The organism is Metapseudomonas otitidis (assembly GCF_900111835.1).
Taxonomy (GTDB): Bacteria; Pseudomonadota; Gammaproteobacteria; order Pseudomonadales; family Pseudomonadaceae; genus Metapseudomonas; species Metapseudomonas otitidis.
In genome coordinates this window covers 79,475-98,205 of the sequence record NZ_FOJP01000023.1, presented here as the reverse complement: position 1 = coordinate 98,205, position 18,731 = coordinate 79,475, and the positions used below count along the sequence as shown (strand labels likewise).

General features: G+C 66.3%; 15 protein-coding genes and 1 rRNA gene. 11 read left to right on the top strand and 5 right to left on the bottom strand.

The genetic code is table 11. From position 1 onward, the window contains the following. Positions 1-152 precede the first annotated feature (152 nt). The 4 genes from rrf (at position 153) to BM198_RS25850 (ending at position 4,073) form a co-directional block, all read left to right on the top strand. Positions 153-268, top strand: a 5S ribosomal RNA gene (rrf, locus tag BM198_RS25865). Positions 269-516: 248 nt separating this feature from the next. Beyond that, positions 517-1,179 (top strand): paraquat-inducible protein A, encoded by a 663-nt coding sequence (locus tag BM198_RS25860; RefSeq protein ID WP_074973543.1) that lies wholly within the window; start codon positions 517-519, stop codon positions 1,177-1,179. After that, a complete protein-coding gene (locus tag BM198_RS25855; protein ID WP_044407829.1) occupies positions 1,166-1,789 on the top strand; it encodes a paraquat-inducible protein A in 624 nt (207 codons plus the stop codon). The genes BM198_RS25860 and BM198_RS25855 overlap by 14 nt, the downstream gene beginning before the upstream one ends. Then, a complete protein-coding gene (locus BM198_RS25850) occupies positions 1,782-4,073 on the top strand; it encodes a PqiB family protein (protein ID WP_074973542.1) in 2,292 nt (763 codons plus the stop codon). Before BM198_RS25855 ends, BM198_RS25850 begins: the two co-directional genes overlap by 8 nt. Before the next feature lie 66 nt (positions 4,074-4,139). On the opposite strand, the gene mksF is transcribed toward BM198_RS25850, so the two are convergent. The 5 genes from mksF to BM198_RS25825 form a co-directional block, all read right to left on the bottom strand. Beyond that, the gene (mksF, locus tag BM198_RS25845) at positions 4,140-6,980 is read right to left on the bottom strand and encodes an Mks condensin complex protein MksF (RefSeq protein ID WP_074973539.1); all 2,841 of its coding nucleotides are present in this window, start codon (positions 6,978-6,980) and stop codon (positions 4,140-4,142) included. Beyond that, positions 6,977-7,681, bottom strand: a complete 705-nt coding sequence (gene mksE, locus BM198_RS25840) for an Mks condensin complex protein MksE (protein WP_069566494.1) — start codon at positions 7,679-7,681, stop codon at positions 6,977-6,979. The genes mksF and mksE overlap by 4 nt, the downstream gene beginning before the upstream one ends. Continuing rightward, positions 7,671-8,918 carry an Mks condensin complex protein MksB gene (gene mksB / locus BM198_RS25835; RefSeq protein WP_044407837.1) on the bottom strand — a complete coding sequence of 416 codons (1,248 nt, stop codon included), beginning with the start codon at positions 8,916-8,918 and terminating at the stop codon, positions 7,671-7,673. Before mksB ends, mksE begins: the two co-directional genes overlap by 11 nt. 101 nt (positions 8,919-9,019) lie before the next feature. Next, a complete protein-coding gene (locus BM198_RS25830) occupies positions 9,020-9,625 on the bottom strand; it encodes a hypothetical protein (protein WP_074973548.1) in 606 nt (201 codons plus the stop codon). 147 nt (positions 9,626-9,772) lie between these two features. After that, positions 9,773-10,456: a hypothetical protein gene (locus tag BM198_RS25825; RefSeq protein WP_074973536.1), complete on the bottom strand. Its 684-nt coding sequence runs from the start codon at positions 10,454-10,456 to the stop codon at positions 9,773-9,775. Positions 10,457-10,767: 311 nt separating this feature from the next. On the opposite strand from BM198_RS25825, the gene BM198_RS25820 reads away from it, so the two are divergent. The 7 genes from BM198_RS25820 (at position 10,768) to rimI (ending at position 18,682) form a co-directional block, all read left to right on the top strand. Continuing rightward, positions 10,768-11,778, top strand: coding sequence for a DUF6160 family protein (locus BM198_RS25820; protein ID WP_074973534.1), 1,011 nt, complete (start codon positions 10,768-10,770; stop codon positions 11,776-11,778). A gap of 2 nt (positions 11,779-11,780) precedes the next feature. Next, on the top strand, positions 11,781-12,803 hold the full coding sequence (locus BM198_RS25815) for a hypothetical protein (protein WP_044407842.1): 1,023 nt from the start codon (positions 11,781-11,783) through the stop codon (positions 12,801-12,803). Further along, a complete protein-coding gene (locus BM198_RS25810) occupies positions 12,793-13,389 on the top strand; it encodes a DUF6160 family protein (protein WP_069562605.1) in 597 nt (198 codons plus the stop codon). The genes BM198_RS25815 and BM198_RS25810 overlap by 11 nt, the downstream gene beginning before the upstream one ends. A gap of 15 nt (positions 13,390-13,404) precedes the next feature. Beyond that, on the top strand, positions 13,405-15,726 hold the full coding sequence (locus tag BM198_RS25805) for a DUF6160 family protein (protein WP_074973532.1): 2,322 nt from the start codon (positions 13,405-13,407) through the stop codon (positions 15,724-15,726). A gap of 153 nt (positions 15,727-15,879) precedes the next feature. Continuing rightward, positions 15,880-17,430: a 2-isopropylmalate synthase gene (locus BM198_RS25800; RefSeq protein ID WP_074973530.1), complete on the top strand. Its 1,551-nt coding sequence runs from the start codon at positions 15,880-15,882 to the stop codon at positions 17,428-17,430. After that, positions 17,427-18,233 (top strand): hypothetical protein, encoded by an 807-nt coding sequence (locus BM198_RS25795; RefSeq protein ID WP_044407852.1) that lies wholly within the window; start codon positions 17,427-17,429, stop codon positions 18,231-18,233. The genes BM198_RS25800 and BM198_RS25795 overlap by 4 nt, the downstream gene beginning before the upstream one ends. Continuing rightward, entirely contained in the window at positions 18,230-18,682 is a 453-nt protein-coding gene (gene rimI / locus BM198_RS25790) for a ribosomal protein S18-alanine N-acetyltransferase (protein ID WP_044407854.1), read from the top strand. The genes BM198_RS25795 and rimI overlap by 4 nt, the downstream gene beginning before the upstream one ends. Positions 18,683-18,731: the final 49 nt, after the last annotated feature.

Here is an 18,731-nt window from a genome sequence, read left to right as displayed (position 1 = left end):
CAATACTAATTGCCCGTGAGGCTTGACCATATAACACCCAAACAATCTGGTGTTGTTGGTGAAGTCGACAAACCGAAAATTCGATTGAACCGCAAAGTACTGTCACATACCCGAATTCGGGTGAGCGTCTCGACGATCACCCTAAAGAATTGCTTGACGACCATAGAGCGTTGGAACCACCTGATCCCATCCCGAACTCAGTAGTGAAACGATGCATCGCCGATGGTAGTGTGGGGTTTCCCCATGTGAGAGTAGGTCATCGTCAAGCACCTATACCAAACCCCCGATCATCGAAAGGTGGTCGGGGGTTTGACTTTGCGCGAAAGAAAAATCGCACTGAACTCCGAGGCGCATATAGCCGGCTTAAACGCTGTTGCAGTGCACGAACACTCCAGGTGCAGGCCTTGGAACAGGGCGAGAAATGAACCTCGCCCTGCCAGATGCAGTCACACTCGGGCAGTCTCTTTTGAGGCTGTGCTCGTCTAGAATAAGCGCGAATCTTCGTGAGCTCCCCGTATGCCTGACTCGGCTGAAGTCCGCCCGTTGTCCGAATACCCCCTGGAGGAATTGCTCGCCTGTCCCGAATGCGACCTGCTGATGCATCGCCAGCACGTCGAAGAGGAGCAGAAAGCCTGCTGCCCCCGTTGTGGCTACGAGCTGATCGTCCACCGTGCGCAGATGGAGCGACGGGCCATGGCCCTCGTGCTCACCGCCCTGCTGCTGTTCGTACCGGCGAACTTCCTGCCCATCATGAAGCTCAACCTGCTCGGGCAGACCACCCAGGACACCATCTGGACCGGCGTGCTCGGCCTCTACGACAGCGGCATGCAGGGCGTCGCCGTGCTGGTGTTCCTCTGCAGCATGGTCATCCCCCTCCTCAAACTCGTCTGCCAGTTGCTGGTCCTGCTGTGCATACGCTGGCAGCGCTACCAGGTGGTGGGCCTGCACCTGTACCGCCTGTATCACCACCTGCGTGAGTGGGGGATGCTCGAGGTCTACCTCATGGGCATCCTCGTCAGCATCGTCAAACTGATCGACCTCGCCGACCTGCACCTCGGTATCGGCCTGGCCTGCTTCATCGGCCTGCTGCTGTCCCAGGTCTGGCTCGAAGTCACCATGTCGCCCCATCAGGTCTGGGATGCATTGGACGAGGGAGGGCACGCCAGTGAGAGCGCTTGATGCCGGCATCCTCGTCTGCGGCGAATGCCATCAGCTCAACCGGCCGGACCCTGATGACGAAGCCCCCAGCTGCACCCGCTGCGGTTCTCGGCTTCACGCCCGCCGTCCCGACAGCCTGGTACGTACCTGGGCCCTGCTGCTGACTGCCACCATCCTCTACATCCCGGCCAACGTGCTGCCGATCATGACGGTCAACTTCTTCGGCAAGGGCTCGCCCTCCACCATCATGGAAGGCGTCATCGAGCTGATCCACGCCGACATGCTGCCCATCGCCCTGGTCGTCTTCACCGCCAGCATCCTCGTGCCCACCTTCAAGCTCGTGGGCATCGCCCTGCTGCTTTACTCCGTACAACGCCACCAACCGATGTCCGCCCGCCAGCGCATCCTCATGTACCGATTCATCGAATGGATCGGCCGCTGGTCCATGCTGGACATCTTCGTGATCGCCATCCTCGTGGCGTTGGTCAACTTCGGGAACCTCGCCAGCATCGAGGCCAACATCGGCGCCGCGGCCTTCGCCAGCGTCGTGGTCCTCACCATGGTGGCGGCAGTGACCTTCGACCCCCGACTCATCTGGGACAACACCGATATGGACGACGAGCATGGCTGACCTGCCCAAGCCTACGAAGAAGAAAACCACCAACTGGTCCGCCATCTGGGTCCTGCCCCTGATCGCCCTCGCGATCGGCCTCTGGCTGGGCTGGAAGTCCATGAACGAAGCCGGGATCAACATCACCATCTACTTCGAGAACGGCGAAGGCATCCAGGTCGGCAAGACCCAGCTCATGTACAAGGGCATCCAGGTCGGCAAGGTCACCGACCTGCACGTCAGCGACGACATCAAGGGCGTGGTCGCCACCGTCGAAGTGCTCAAGGAGGCCGAGCCCTACCTGAGCAAGGAAACCCGCTTCTGGCTGGTCCGCCCCCGCGTCTCCCTCGCCGGCGTCACCGGGCTGGAAACCCTCGTATCCGGCATCTACATCGCCATCGACCCGGTCAAGGGCGAGCCCGAGCGCAAGTACCACGCCCTCGCCGAACCGCCGCCGCTCTCCGACTCGCTGCCCGGCCTGCACATCACCCTCAAGGCCGAGCGCCTCGGCTCGCTGGAACAGGGCAGCCCCGTCTACTACCGGCAGATCCAGGTCGGCCAGGTGAAGAGCTACCAGCTCGCCGCCGACCAGCGCACCGTCGAGATCAAGGTGCTGGTCGAACAGCCCTACGCCCACCTCGTGCGCAAACACACCCGCTTCTGGAACGCCAGCGGCCTCAACGTCACCGCCGGCCTCTCCGGGGTCAAGATCCGCACCGAATCGCTGCTCAGCATGGCCGCCGGCGGCATCGCCTTCGCCACGCCCGAGAACCGCCAGGACAGCCCGCCCACCGACTCCACCATCCCTTTCCGCCTGTACGACGGCTTCGAGGCGGCCGAGGCGGGCCTCAAAGTCCTGCTGCGGATGGAAGACGTCAGCGGCCTCAACCCCGGCAACACCCCCGTCATGTACAACGGCGTCCAGGTCGGCACCCTCAAGAAGCTCGACATGGACAAAAACTTCGCCGGCGCCACCGCCGAACTGACCATGGAGCCCCGCACCGAAGACTTCCTAGTCGAAGGCACCGAGTTCTGGACGGTCAAACCCTCCATCTCCCTCGCCGGCATCAGCGGCATCGAAGCGCTGGTGAAGGGCAACTACATCGCCGTGCGCTTCGCCAAGAGCGGCACCCCCACCCGTGAGTTCACCGCCCGGCCCAAGGCCCCGCCGCTCAACACCGACGCCCCCGGCCTGCACCTGGTGCTCACCAGCGACAAGCTCGGCTCCCTCGATGTCGGCAGCCCCATCCTCTACAAGCAGATGCGCGTCGGCAGCATCCAGAGCTACCAGCTCTCCCGCGACCACCAGCGCGTCGTGGTCGGCGTGCACATCGAGCCCGAGTTCGCCTCCCTGGTGAACGAATCCACCCGCTTCTGGAACGTCAGCGGCGTCAGCATCAAGGGCGGGCTCTCCGGTGTCGAAGTGAAGAGCGAGTCCCTGCAGACCCTGCTCGCCGGCGGCATCGCCTTCGCCACCCCCGACGCCAAGGCCACCCCCGTCACCAAGCCGCGGCGCTTCACCCTCTACGACAACGAGAACCTCGCCCTCGGCAAAGGCACCCTGGTGGAGATCCTCATGCCCCAGGCCGACGGCCTGCGCGAAGGCACCCCGGTCCGCTACAAGGGCCTGGACGTCGGCAGTGTCGAGCGCATCTCCCTGGCGGACGACCTCAGCCGCGTCGTCGTGCTCGCCCGTATCACCGAGTCCGCCGAGCGCATCGCCCGCGAAGGCACCCAGTTCTGGGTGGTCAAGCCCGAGCTCGGCCTGGTGCGCACCGCCAACCTCGACACCCTGGTCAGCGGCCAGTACCTCGAAGTCCAGCCGTCCTCCCGCAAGGGCGCCAGCCAGACGCGCTTCACCGCCCTGGCCCAGCCCCCGTCCACCATCGCCCGGGAAGAGGGCCTGCGCGTCACCCTCAGCACCGCCCGCCGTGGCTCCATCAAGCCCGGCGTCGTGGTCAGCTACCGCGAAGTGCCGGTGGGCAAGGTGGAGAGCTTCGAACTCGGCAGCTCCGCCGACCGGGTGCTGATCCACATCCTCATCGAGCCCCGCTACGCGCCCCTGGTGCGCAGCGGCACGCGCTTCTGGAATGCCAGCGGCGTCGGCATCGACGCCGGCCTGTTCAAGGGCGTGAAGGTGCGCACCGAGTCCCTCGAAGCGCTGCTGGAAGGCGGCATCGCCTTCGCCACCCCGGACAACGCCCAGATGGGCAGCCCGGCCATCCCCGGCCAGACCTTCGCCCTGCACGACGAACTCAACGAAGAGTGGTTGAAGTGGGCACCGAAGATCGAACTCGGCAAATGATCCCACCCCTATAACAAAAAGGGCCGCGAAGCGGCCCTTTCTGTTGTCAGCGAAACAGCATCCCGGTCAGGCGGGCTCCACCTCGGAGCCCGTCGCCTCGGCGGTGGCCGGGCTGGCTGCCTTCTCGCGGGGCTTGATGAACTTCCAGTCCGCCTCGTCGATGTAGATGCCGTTCGGGCCGCTGCCGCCTTCCAGGTCGATGGCCACGTGGGCCGAAACCTGCGGCTTCACCGACGCCAGGATGGGCGTGAAGCCCAACTGCGCGCTGGTCTCGATCAGCGCCTGCTGGTTGCGCTCGTCGATGTCCGCCGCCTCGTCCAGGTAGTAGGGCAGGCGGATGCGCCCGGCCTGCTCGCGGTCCATCAGGTGCAGCAGCAGGTACATGTTGGTCAGCGCCTTGATGGTCATGGTCGTACCGTTGGACGCCGCGCCATCGATGTCCGTGTGGATCACAGGCTGGCCATGCACCTTGGTGATCTCGAATGCCAGCTCGAACAGGTCCTTCAGGCCCAGCTGGTTGCCGTTGGCCGCCACCAGGCGTGCCAGGTACTCCTTGGCTTCCTCGTTCTTCGCGTCCTGCTCGGCAGACTGGGTCAGGTCGAACACCGACAGGGTCTCGCCTTCCTCGTACTGGCCGGCGCTGTGGATGATCTGGTCGATGTGGCGCAGCGCATCCTTGTTCGGCGCCAGCACGATGCGGAAGCTCGCCAGGTTCGACACCTGCCGCTTGTTGATCTCGCGGTTGAACAGCGCCAGCTGGTGTTCCAGGTTGTCGTAGTCGCTGCGGATGTTGCGCAGGGTCCGGGCGATGTCGGTCACCGCCGCACGACGGGCCTTGGCCAGGGTCAGCGCCTCGTCCTGGCGGTGGGCGTAGGCGTTGATCAGCAGTTGCAGGCGACGCTCGGCATCTTCCTCGCTGTCGAACTTCGCCACACCCTTCAGGCGGACCTGGGCATAGAGCGCGTCGATCTGGCCATTGATGCGTTGCAGCGCCTGCCAGGTGTCCTGGTAGTCGTTGAGCAGCGGCAGCAGGTTATCGAGGCTGTCGTCCACCGGGTCGGTGAACGGCGTACCGAAGGGCAGGTCGGCCGGCAGCAGCTGGCGACGGCGCAGGGCGTCTTCCAGGGTGCGTTCCTTGGCTTCCAGGTCGGCCAGCTGACGGCCCACCAGCTGCAGCTTGGCGGACAGCTGCTGGACGCGCTCGGTGAAGGCATCGCTGGAGCGCTTCAGCTCGTCCTGCGAGGCTTCCAGCACCGCCAGCTTCTCCAGCTTGGCGGGCTCCTCGGCGGTCAGGGTCTGGGTCTTGCGGAAGTCCTCCAGGGCCTTCTGCGCATCCAGCACCGCCTGGTACAGCTGCTCGGCCTGGGCCTTGCTCGCGGAACGGTCGGCGGCCACGGACTGCTGGGTCTTCAGTTGCTTCAGCTCGCGCTCCAGACGGTCCTTCTGGTCGCGCAGCGCCGCCCGGTCGGCCAGGGCCTGCAGGGCCGGCGGCTCGATGTGGGAAAGGTCCACCTCCAGGCCGGGGACGATGAAGTGATCGCCCTTGAAGCCATCCAGCACCGCCTCCAGGGTCTTCACCCAGGCGTCCGCGTCATCCAGCTGGATGCCTTTCTCGCCCAGCGGCAGGCTGAACAGCTGGCCGTTGAACAGGCGCATCAGGCGATCCACGTCGGCCTGGGAGAACTCCTCGCGCAGGCGCGAGTAGCTGTTGTTGTCGGCATGGTCGAGCTGCTGCTTCACCGCCTTCAGGCGCTTCTCCAGGTCGCGCACGCGCTCGTCCAGGTCCTCGGTGGAGAACTGGCGGGACTGCGCCAGCGCACCGGCCAGCTCGTCGTGGGCGTCTTTCGCGGCCAGCAGTTGCTGCTCCAGCACCTTGGCGTCTTCCACCAGCGCGAAGCGGTTCTTCAGCACCGCCAGCTCGCCCAGCCAGCGCTGGGTCTCGGTGATCTCGCGCTCCAGGCGCATCAGCTCGGTGGTGCCACCGCGCTGCTCGTTCTGCAGGCCGTCCTGCTCGCTGCGGTAGTGCTCGGCCTGGATCACCAGCTCCTCGCGGCGCGCGCCCGAATAGTCGTGCCAGGTGCCCAGCAGCGAATCCAGCAGGGGCGACAGGCGATGCAGCTTGCCGCGCAGGATCTCGCGCTGGGTCACGCCGTTGGCCAGCGCCTCCACCAGCGGGCCGGCGGCCACCAGCGCCTGGTAGTCCTGCTCCATGCGGCGCACATCGCGGAAGGCCTCTTCGGTGGCCGCGATGTAGTCCACGCTGCCCGAGCGCAGGCTGTGCTCGAACGCATCGAGGAACAGCTGCTTGAGCTTGGCCGCGGTGATCTCGCGCATGTGCAGCAGGTTGATGAACAGCGCGCGGAAGGTCTTCAGGCTGTGCTCGCTGGTAGAGCGCAGCGGGATCAGCGTCAGGTCCAGCGGGATCGAGGTATGCCCGCCCACCAGCAGACGGCGAAGCTCATCGGGTTTCAGCTCGTAGGCCTTGATGCCCTCGCGCTCCAGGTTGGCGAACAGCTCGCGCTGGCGCAGGCAAGTGCCGTTCTTCTGGTAGTGATCCAGGTCCAGGCTGCCCTGGTAGGCGAAGAACTGGTGACCGAAACCGCCACCTGGGCCGCGACCGGCCACGCCGATCACGTGCGGGCCGTGGGGCAGGGACACCTCCACGAGGATGTAGCTGGTGTCGGTGGCGAAGTAGAACTTGCGCGACTGCTCCAGGCTGTACTTGCCGAAGCTCATGTCCGACATGCGCGCCAGGATGGGGAACTGCAGCGCGTTGATCGACGCGGACTTGCCCAGGTTGTTGGCGCCGTAAACCGACAGCGGGTTCTCCAGCGGGAACAGGCCCAGGCTGTAGCCGGCGGTGTTCAGCAGGGCGAAGCGGCGGATGCCGTAGCGTTCCTGGCTCATGCGTCGATCTCCTGTGCAGCGCGCTCTTCGGCCATGGCGCGGGCCAGGGCGTCTTCTTCGGACTCATCCACAGGGCTCTCCTGCGGATCGAGGCTGACGATGGGCTCGTCGCCGTCGTCGTCCATCAGCACCGGCGCCTGCAGCGGCAGGTCGGTGCTGTGCAGGCTGGCCGCCAGGTCGCGGTCGTGCTGCACCGACAGGCACACATCGAGGAAGCGGTGCATCGGCGGCAGGAAGCGGTACACACCGTTGCTGTCCTCGGCGAAGCCCAACTGGGTGAGGCGGCGGATGATCTTCTCCTCCAGCTCTTCATGGGTGGTCACCTCGGCCTGCAGGAACAGGTCGCGGTACTTGTCCAGCAGGGCCGGCAGCTCGTCACGGCCGATGCTGCCGCCGTCGAGCACCGCCAGCGGGTCGCGGCCCTGGTCGGCCAGGTGCTCCACCAGGATGAAGGTGAACAGTGCCAGGCGCTGCGCCGTCTTGTTCACCTGCGCGCCCATCTGCTCGGGCACGAAGTAGTAGAAGCCGCGCGGGTCGCACACCAGCTCGAAGCCCAGGGCCTTGAACAGTGCCCGGTACTGGTCCTGCATGGTGGACAGCTGGGCGTAGCACTCCGGCTCGCTGCGGGAGAGGTGATAGCCCTTGAACAGCTCACGGAAGATCGCCTGGAGCTGGGTCATTTCGGAAAGATCAAGTTGCATGGTTTTCGCTCTTGATGAGGGCGAAGGAGCTCAGGCTGACCTGATGCTCGGCGGTGAGGTAGTCGCGGCGCTCGAGGCGTTCGCGCTGGAAGCGGCCATCCCGCGACAGGCGGGAGAACCAGTACAGCAATTCGTCGGTGGCGCCGTCCGGCTCCTGCTCCAGCAGCCAGGCCATCAGGTCCGGCAGCGGCAGGGCCTGCTCGCAGCGCTCGATCATCTCCCGTGCCGTGCGCGGGGCCTTGGGCGGCGCGCCCTTGCGGCCAACGCCGGCCTTGGGGAAGTGCGCCGGCTTGGGCTCGAAGCGCGCCAGGGCGTAGACGTAGGCCTCCACCTGGGACGCGCTGCCGAGGAAGGTGCTCTGCGGCCGGGTGAACAGCGGCATCGCCGCCTGGGGCACCCCGTCCAGGCCCTTCTTGCGGATCACCGAGAGCGCCAGTGCCGCGCCACGGGTCACGGCGTTGTGCCGGCGCGCTTCCTCGCGCAGTGGCAGCAGCAGCTCACGGGCCTTGCGCAGGGTCAGCTGGGCCGTGGTCTGCATCTCCAGGATGCGCGCATGGGTGCGCAGCAGCAGGTCGTCGTCCACCAGCTGGCCCAGGCGCTGCTGCTCACCGAGCAGCTTGAGCAGCACCTGTTCCACACGGCGCACGCCCTGCTCGAAGGCGCCATCGGCGGACACCAGCTGGATCATCGGCTCGACGTACTCGTCCCAGGTCGCCAGGACCTCGGCATAACGCTGGCGCAGCGGAATCTGCCGGTCGCTGGTCTTGGCCCGCTCGGCCACGCCCACCAGCGCCTGCTCGTCGTTGTCGAGCTTCTTCAGCACGTCACGCACACGCATGTCCAGCAGGCGCAGCTGGCGTGCCAGGTCGTTGCCGTCGCGGATCTCGAAGGCTTCCTGGATGTGCCCAGCCAGGCGCTCTAGGTGGCGCAGGTAGGCCTCGATCTCCAGGCACAGGCCAAGGCGGTGCTCGCGGCGCAGGTAGGCGAGGAAGTCGTGGATCTGGGCGTTCAGCTCGAAGCGGTTGGGGCTCTTGGCCACCGGCACCAGGATATCCAGGCGGATCCACTGGTCGAGCAACGCGGTGATATCGGTGGGCGTGCCCGCCGGCAACTGGGCGCCGACCTGCATGCGCAGCTCCGACAGGCTCAGGGTGCCCGTATCGAAGCGCTCGCACAGCGGCTCCAGCAGCGACCAGTGTTCGGCGAGGGCGCGCAAGACGCGCTTGGGTTCGATCATCGTGGGAGACGGTCCCTGCCAGGAAAAAGGGGGCGATTGTACTGCATGAGGGGGGCGACGAATCAGCCCGAAGCGATCAAAGGATCGCGTGCCGCACCCGGTCAGGCGTGGCGGAAGAGTCCGATCAGGTGGTCCGCGATGGCGGCCTTGATGGTGTTGACCTCCAGCTGCGACAGGTGACCCAGGCGCGTGGTGTCGACGCGGTGCAGGTGCAGCGACGGCATGCGCGCCTCGTACTCGCGCAGGTCACCCTTGGCCAGCACCGGCAGGAAGTGGTCGTGCTTGGCCTGGTAGCGCTGGATCAGCAGCTTCAGCCCCTCCTGGAAGGGCACCTCGCGGGAGGCGGCCAGGCGATGCTCGCCGGGGATCTTCAGGTACAGGCCGGTGTGGCCCATGGTCTCGCCAGGGAGGATGTGGATGCCCGTGGGCTGCACCGCCTCCGGCGGGATTTCGTGGAAGGTGTCATGCCAGGCCTGCTCGTCGGGCAGGATGGTGATGCTGCCGTGGGCCTCATCCGGCACCACGAAGCTGTAGTTGCTGTAGAGCTTCTCCACGTAGCTGGAGTAGACGCACAGGCGGTTCTCGAAGCGCAGCAGGAAGTCGATGGCCTGCTGGCGGTCGGTGATGGCGTCGAGGTCCCAGGCCAGGTCGTTCTGGTTCTTCAGTTCGTCCCAGCGGGCGTCGGCGTAATCCGGGTCTGTGGTCATGAGAGAGAGGAGGGCGGCCATGGCAGGGTGGGAGCAGAAAACATGCCAGGCCGTGAAGGCACGGCCTGGCATGGCCTGGGCTGATTCTACGCCCCCGGCCCCCCTCCTGCGCCAGTCGCAAACTGACGCAGTGCGTCACCTGGGCGATCAGGGCACCAGCGTCACCGGGACCGAGGCGCCGTTGGGGTAGGTGCTGTTGAAGGACTCGAAGGTGGTGCAGAAGGCGTGCTCGTCGAGGAAGTACTGCGGGTAGTTGGGGGCGTTGCTATCCAAGGCGACGGCCAAGTAGTCGAAGTAGGTCGTCCCGTTCTTCACCGATGAGCCGACCTTGCTTAGCGGGAGGTAGGTGCCGTCGAGGCTGACGCCTTGCACGTCAAGGCTGGAGGTGACGAACAGGTTGCACAGCAGGTCCGCCTCTGGGATCGGGGCGGGGTTGAACAGTTTGACCACCCTGGTGAACGCAAGCTGAGTAGTGGTGGCGGCCAGGTTGGGGCTCAAGGAACCGGTGGTGGGCGGGAAGTTGAAGTACCCGGTCACGACCATGTTGAACGTGGTGGTATCCATGGGCTCCTGGTTGTAAGGCGTGTTGTTGTTCCCGTCATAGGTAATGACCTTGCCGACAGTCAGCGTGCCGGCGATGGCCGCAGCCGTGCTCAGTGCATTTCGTCCGAACAGCTTGGGCTTAAGCGTGGACGGGGCGAGCACTGCGCGAGGCTCACCCTTCATCAGGCTGAGTTGACGATCCAGCACACTCTGCTCACCCGCCGCCGAGGCCATGAAGGGCAGGCCGAGCGCAACGAGGGCGATGGGAAGGACAGGGAATTTCAGCATGGCAACGGCTCCTTGTTGGTTTGGAGCCGGCAGTTGAACAGGTGCCCCGGTACTCGCCCAGCTATCCAAAGACGGGTGAACGCCGAGGGCGGATAGCGGTGGCGCATCACCAGTCCTAAGCCAGGGCGGCAAGCCCGGGTGTGGATTTGGGTAACAACCGCAACGGTAGCTCTGTACGGGGCCCATGCAATTCCGCCCTTTTCCCGCCTATGGGTCGGGCCTAAATGGCAGGGGCGCCCCTATAGTGGCAACACGGAATCGTGCCGCCCCCGGAGCGGCCCCGGATAACAAGAAAAGTGAGGGAACCCGCCATGCGTCCGTCTCGCAGTCCCTTCAGGGGCGCTGTCTTCCTGCTCGCCGCCAGCTTGCTGGCCACCAGTGCCCAGGCCCAAATGCAAGCCCTGGATGACGCTGAACTCTCGACCATCACCGGCCAGGCCTTCATCAACCTGACCACCGACGCCAACGCCGGCATCAACTACACCCGTGTCAACTTCGGCGTAAAGGTCGACACGCAGCTGAATGTCAAAAAGCTTGAGTTAGGGCAGTACGCTCGAAGCGGTGAGACGAAAGGCTCTGACATTCTCATCAATAACTTCGCGTTGGGCACTGTTGGCCCCGGCGACACCATCAACCCTTTCCAGATCGTCGATCCCTATGTCGAGTTTGCATACGAAGGCAATCAGGTGGTCGGCTTACGGATCGGCTTCGCCGAAGCCAAGGGTGTCTTGTCCGGCGATATCTCCCAATTGACCGGCAAGGTTGCAGTTGATCTGGAAGGAAAGGCTAAGCCGCTCCTGGACAGCGCCAACTTCTTTCAGAAGCTGTTGCTCGGCGCCACGGTTAACAACAACTCGATCATCAAGTCCGAGGCTGAGCTAGTGAGTAACGGTACGCCGGACTCCGTACGAGCCTCTCAGGCAGGTTTGAAGGATGGTGCAGTCGTCCAGTGCGTTTCCAACTGCAACCTGCTGGGAGGGTTGCTCACAGCCTTCCCTTCGAGCGGCTGCCAAATCATCGGTATCACCACGTGTTTCAACCTCAGTCAGTTCCAGTCGTTGAATATCGGCAATACAGCAGCACCTGGAATGGAGGAGGCTGCGCGTGGTGTTTTCCTTTCTCTACAGCTCAAGGACACTCAATGGCGTGACCTTGATACCAACGGTCTCGTAACTGCTGTGGCCGGTGCTTTTCTCAATATCCCCAAGTACAAGAACGCCAATGGGGAAATGGTTGCGGGAATCAAGTTTGATTTCGATCAGGCACTGAACGGCATCCCCCGCCAGGACACCTGCCTCGGCTCCGCCACCAAGGGGTGCTGACCATGCGCACCCTGGCCCTGTTGTCGTGCCTGCTGCCGGCCCTGGCAAACGCCGAGATGCAGGCCATGGACGATTCCGAGCTGTCCGCCGTGGACGGCGCCGGCATCGGCTTCGTGCTGGACAAGGTGATGCTCGACGCCAGCGGCGCCACCATCACCCTCAATGACATCACCAACGGCAGCGGGCAGAACGTGCCCATCGCCGTGAAGGAGTTCTACCTGGGAGCCACCGGGAGCAACAACGGCGCCAACCTCAACCCGGTGACCATCGGCCGGCTCGACCACCCCTTCACCCTCAACTTCGCCCGGGGCGAGTCGATGCGCACCCTCAACGATGCCGGGCAGTGGGTACAGACCACCCCCAGTGGCATCTCGGTGCTGGAGTTCACCTTCCCCGAGCGCCTCACCAGCGGCGGGTCGGCCTGCATCAGCGGCTACAGCACCGGCGGCAACACCTGCTCCAGCCGGGCCAGCGAGAAGGTCGACCTGGGCATCCGCTTCGACTTCCAGGTCGCCGCCGGGCGCACCGATGTCATCAACCTCGACATCGCCGAACTGGCCATGGACGGTTCCTACCTGCGCCTCTGGGGCGACAAGGTGAAGAACCAGATGGTCGGCGAACTGCGCCTGAACGTCTTCGCCAAGAGCATCCAGCTCATGTCCTGCGCCGCCGGCACCACCAACTGCACCACCGCCCAACAGCAGCGCGACCGCACGCTCTTCATGAGCGGCGCCTACGCCACCGTGGCGCTGGGCTACGGCAAGAGCCAGCCGCTGCTGTTCGACGTCAGCAGCAACGGCCAGTTCGTGCTGGAGCTGCAGAACCCCACCGCCTCCGGCACCACCGCCGCGCAGAAGCAGGCCCTGGCCGACGACTTCTACGCCAACGCCCCGCGCACCAGCATCATCATCAACAACCTCAAGTCCGGCACCGGCGACCCCGCCACCGGCGGCTACAACTTCGGCTACAACGAGATCGGCGGCCTCAGCATCAACTACCTGAAGGTGACCAGCCATGACCTCTAGGACCCGTCTGCTCACCCTGGCCCTGCTGCTTGCCAGCGCCGGCGCCCAGGCCGAACTCAAGCCCCTGGACGACGCCGACCTCAGCGCCACCAGCGGCCAGGGCGGGGTCTACCTCTCCGGCGAGTTCAGCATCAACAAGGCCGGCGGCGTGCTGTGGAACACCCCCGCCGGCAACAACCCCGCGCAGTGGACGGTCAACGAACGCAGTTGCGCCACCGCCGGTGCCAGCACCCCCGAAGCCTGCGGCATGCGCGTCGCCATCCGCACCGAAGCCAACGGCGGCTGGTACGTGCTGGACAACCTCAAGGGCGTGTTCAGCTTCGAGGGCCTGACCCTGCGCACCCGCGCCATCAACGACGCCAGCGCCGGCTTCAACCAGGACGTGATCGAACTGGGCCTGCCCAACAACGTGCGCTTCAAGGACGGCAGCTTCGCCTTCGCCGTCGCCAACCAGGGCGGCTGGCGCAACAAGGCCGGCACCGTCGCCAACGGCGGCGACGCCACCTACCAGCAGACCAACATCTTTTCCGCCCGGATCGACGGCAGCATCCGCATGCAAGGCAGCGTGCTGGTGTTCCCCAAATAGAAGAAGGAGCAGGCGATGCGTGCAGTGGCGTTGTTCGCGGTCCTCCTCAGCCCCCTGGCCCAGGCCATGCAGGCGCTGGACGACTCCGCGCTCTCCGATGTCAGCGGCCGGGACGGCATCACCCTGGAAACCACCACCGGCACCTGGTCCGCCAGCTCCATCAGCTACCAGGAGGACGGCCAGAGCCTCAACCTCAAGGGTGTCAGCAACCAGGCCCGCACCGGCGCCACCACCACCTCCACCACCCAGGTGGACGTCACCGGCGGCCGCCTGCAGGTGCAGCACCAGGGCGGTGCCCGGGTCATGAACGTCAACAGCGTCGAAATGGGCGGCAGCCCCCGCAGCTTCGGCGGCCTGCGCGCCTTCTACACCCTCGGCGGCGTGCTCAAGCTCAAGGGCGGGGGCGCCAGCGGCGTCACCGGCATCTCGGTGGACGACAGCCGCCTGTCGCTCTCCGACGTCACCTTCTATTACCGCGACAACGGCTACGACCTGGTGGTGAAGGGCATGAGCCTGGACGCCTACCTGAACAACGCCTACCTCGACATCGTCAGCGGCGGCGACGGCCAGGCCGTCAAGCTCGACCTCGGCAACTCGCGCGTCGTCGCCGCCATCGGCGGCATCGGGATCGACCTGGCCAGCGGCGACCCCACGGCCAGCCCCGTCACCCCGGATGCCCCCGATCTGCGAGGCCCCGGCGCCGACAAGAGCTTCGGCAAGCTCAACATGGACCTGCGCCTGGGCGGCACCGTCAGCGTCTCCAGCGGCGGCGCCAGCGGCTCCGGCCTGCGGGTGCGCACCGACGTCAGCATCAGCAACAGCCTGTTCCAGTACCAGGACGAAGGCATCCTCCGCGCCGAGAACTTCTCCGGCACCCTGCGCAGCCTCAACGGCCTCACCCTCGACCTGGTGCAGGACGCCAACGGCAGCTTCGTCCAGATCGCCTTCGCCGACCTCAAGCTCAACGCCACCCTTGGCGGGCTGATCCTCGGCAACCCCACCAACCAGAAGCTCGGCAGCCTCGGCATCGACCTCAACTTCGTCGACGACGGCAGCCGCCGCAACAGCATCGCCCTGCGCCCGGGCGGCGACCCCAACTCCGGGCTGACCGGCCTCACCGCCGACCTCAGCTGGAACATGGCCAACAGCGCGGTCTCGCTCACCGATAACGGCAACAGCATGTGGTTCAGCGGCCTGCGCACCTACGGCAGCGGCCAGCTCACCCTCGACATCACCCGCAGCTGCGCCGGCGGCGCCGCCACCGGGTGCTACGCCGGCACCCAGAGCGACATGAGCAAGGGCAACTACAACGGCCACTTCGACGGCCTGCGCCTGGGGCTCAACAACCTCAAGGGCAGCTACAGCTTCGACGGCCTGCGGGTCGGCAGCGCCAACGCACCCCTGCAGGGCGGCACCGAGTTGCTGGTGCTGATGGAAATCTTCCCGGCCTACGACTTCACCCTCAACGGCCAGATCACCCTCAAGCCCGGCGGCCTGGTGGGCGACGGCATCGGCTACAACGCCGACTTCGTGGTCAGCGACGCCCGCGCTGCCATCACCGTGGACGAAACCGGCAAGGGCCTGTGGCTGTCCGGCACCCGCTACGACATGCACTTCCGCGACGGCACCGTGGACGTCACCAACAACGGCGTCGAGCTGCGCAAGGGCACCTACTGGTCCAACCTCGACGTCTCCGACCTGCGCTGGGGCGACCGCGCCACCGGCGCCAGCCTCGGCCGGCTGGTGCTCAAGCGCTACGAACAGGGCTCCACCCTCGCCCTCAGCTCCGGCGGGGCCGGCGCCCTCTGCGTGGGCGGCAGCGGTTCCACCGCCAGCGCCTGCTCCGCCAGCGGCGGCCGCTGGGAAGACCGGGGCAACGAAGGCGTCTCGGTCAAACTGAAGAACGTCTTCGTCCGCGACACCACCATCGACAGCTCCGTCAACGGCGTCGCCACCGACGAGAAGCGCAACCAGATCATCCTCGAGACCGACCGCGTCAACGGCGTGAACGGCAGCGGCGCCCAACTGGTTGTGGATAACTTCTACACCTCCGACGGCGACCCCAAGAACCCCAACGCCAACACCTACGGCTTCAACGCCGACCTCAACCTGGACGTCGCGCCCACCAAGGTCTGCACCAAGAACGGCAGCAGCTGCACCCCCGTCACCCCCGACCCGCTGGGCTTCGCGGTGAACGGTCGCGTCCACTTCAAGGAAGTGGACATCGACCGCGTCCAGCACGTACACCCCACCGGCGGGGCCGTCACCTCCATGTACGGCGTCAAGCTGCAGAACGCCGACATCCGCGCCAACCTCACCGCCACGCCGATCAACTGAGCCTGTACGGCGGCGCCCCTGTGCGCCGCCCGCGCCTTCCCGCCCCGCGCGTTTCGCGCCACAATCCGCCATCCGTCGTCGCGGCCACGAGCCGCGGCGTCATTAGCCAGCGCTCGGCCGCACCCCCGGCGGGACAAGAGGAGAGTGACCACAATGAACAACAACGATCGCGTCATCATTTTCGACACCACCCTGCGTGACGGCGAGCAGAGCCCCGGCGCCTCCATGACCCGGGAAGAGAAACTGCGCATCGCCAAGGCCCTCGAGCGCCTGCGGGTGGACGTGATCGAGGCCGGCTTCGCCATCGCCAGCCCCGGCGACTTCGAAGCGGTCAAGGCCATCGCCGACAGCATCAAGGACAGCACCGTGTGCAGCCTGGCCCGTGCCGTCGAAGCCGACATCGAGCGCGCCGCCGAAGCCCTCAAGGGCGCCAACGCGGGGCGCATCCACACCTTCATCGCCACCAGCCCCATCCACATGCAGTACAAGCTGCGCATGCAGCCGGACCAGGTGGTGGAGCAGGCCGTGCGCGCCGTGCGCCATGCCCGCAACCTCTGCGCCGACGTGGAGTTCTCCTGCGAGGACGCCGGCCGCTCCGAGATCGACTTCCTCTGCCGCATCATCGAAGCCGCCATCGACGCCGGCGCCCGCACCATCAACATCCCCGACACCGTCGGCTACGCCATCCCGCACCAGTACGCCGAGACCATCCGCCAGTTGCTGGCGCGCATCCCCAACGCCGACAAGGCCGTGTTCTCCGTGCACTGCCACAACGACCTGGGCCTGGCCGTCGCCAACTCCCTGGCCGCCGTCGCCGCCGGAGCCCGCCAGGTGGAATGCACCATCAACGGCCTCGGCGAGCGTGCCGGCAACGCCGCGCTGGAAGAGATCGTCATGGCCATCAAGACCCGCGCCGACGTCCTCGGGGTGCACACCGGCATCGACACCCCGCACATCCTCAGCACCTCGCGCCTGGTCTCCAGCATCACCGGTTTCCCGGTGCAGCCGAACAAGGCCATCGTCGGCGCCAACGCCTTCGCCCACGAGTCCGGCATCCACCAGGACGGCGTGCTCAAGCACCGCGAAACCTACGAAATCATGTCCGCCCAGTCGGTGGGCTGGCACACCAACAAGCTCTCCCTCGGCAAGCTCTCCGGCCGCAACGCCTTCCGCACCCGCCTGGAAGAGCTGGGCATCCACCTGCCCGGCGAGACCGAACTGAACGAGGCCTTCGCCCGCTTCAAGGCCCTGGCCGACAAGAAGCACGAGATCTTCGACGAAGACCTCCAGGCCCTGGTCTCCGACACCCTCGGCGAAGAAGCCCCCGAGCACTTCCGCCTGGCCTTCCTCGAAGTCACCTCGCGCACCGGGCAGATCCCCGAAGCCCGCGTGGTGCTCAGCATCGACGGCCAGGACCACGAAGCCCGCGCCCAGGGTTCCGGCCCGGTGGACGCCGCCTTCAAGGCCATCGAGAGCCTGGCCCGCTCCAGCGCCAGCCTGCAGCTGTACTCCGTCAACGCCATCACCCAGGGCACCGATTCCCAGGGCGAGGTGACCGTGCGCCTGGAAAAAGCCGGACGAATCGTCAACGGCAACGGCGCCGATACGGATATAGTGCTCGCCTCCGCCAAGGCCTATCTCAACGCGCTGAACCTCATGCAGGCCGGCGTACGCAAAGCCCATCCACAGGTAGCTGACGTTTGATCCCAGAGCTTCGCCGCCGCGCATACCTCGACGCCATGCAGGTCGCCACCTGGCTGCCGCGCACGGCGCTGCCCTTCGCCGCCCCCTCGCGCCCCGAACTGCTGGTGCTGCCCGAGCCCCTGCCCACGCCGGAACCGGTCCGCCCCGCGCGCCCGGAACCGGCGGCCGCAGCCGTCGTGGCCGAACGCACCGAAGCCCCGGCAGCGCCCCGGCCGAAGATCGAAGTACCGCGCCCGGGCAGCACGCCCCGCGTGGCCGTGCCCGAGCCGGCGGCGGAGCCCGAGGTGGACGCACCCCAGCCGGTGAAGGCCGCCCCGGTGGCCCCGCCGCGCTTCGCCCTCCAGCTGCTGCGGGCCGGTGCCTGCCTGCTGCTGGTGGAGCTGCCCACCGGGGAAGGCTTCCAGAGCCGAGACCCGGCCTACCTGCTGCTCAAGGACCTGCTGCGCGCCGCCGGCCTGCCGGATGCGCCGCAGCTCATCGGCGAGCCGATCCGCTGGCCGCTGCTGGCCCGCGGCAACATGGACCAGGGCCCCGACGCCGCCCGCGACTTCCTCCAGGGCTTCCTCGCTGCCCGCCTGGAAGAAGGCCCGGCCTGCGCCTGCCTCTGGCTGGTGGGGCTGCCCGCCGTGCGTTTTGCCGGCGAAGCCGACGCCGAGGCCTTTGGCCGCGAACTGCAGATCGAAGGGCTCTGTGCCGCCTGGGCCGTGCCCGGCCTGGAACTGCTGATGGACGAACCGCACCGCAAGGCGGACCTCTGGCGCGCCATGCGCCGGGTCATGCGCCGCTGGAACAACGCTGAATGACCGATGCCGTAACCTTCCGCCCCATGACCGAGGCGGACCTCGACGCCGTACTCAAGATCGAATACGCCGCCTTCAGCCACCCCTGGACGCGCGGCATCTTCGCCGACGGCATCAAGTCCTATGACTGCTGGCTGATGTTCGAAGGCTCCCAGCAGGTCGGCCACGGCGTGATCAACGTGATCATCGACGAAGCGCACCTGCTCAACATCACCGTCAAGCCGGAAAGCCAGGGGCGCGGCCTCGGCCTGCGCCTGCTGGAGCACCTGATGGACCGCGCCCGCGCGCTCAACGCCCGCGAATGCTTCCTCGAAGTGCGCGCCAGCAACGAATCGGCCTACCGCCTCTACGAGCGCTACGGCTTCAACGAAGTCGGCCGCCGCCGTGGCTACTACCCGGCCGTTGGCGGCCGCGAAGACGCCCTCGTCATGGCCTGCACCCTGCTCGACTGACCGCGCGCCCACCCTTCCCAGCCGCCACGCCCCCGGGCCGGCCGAGTCG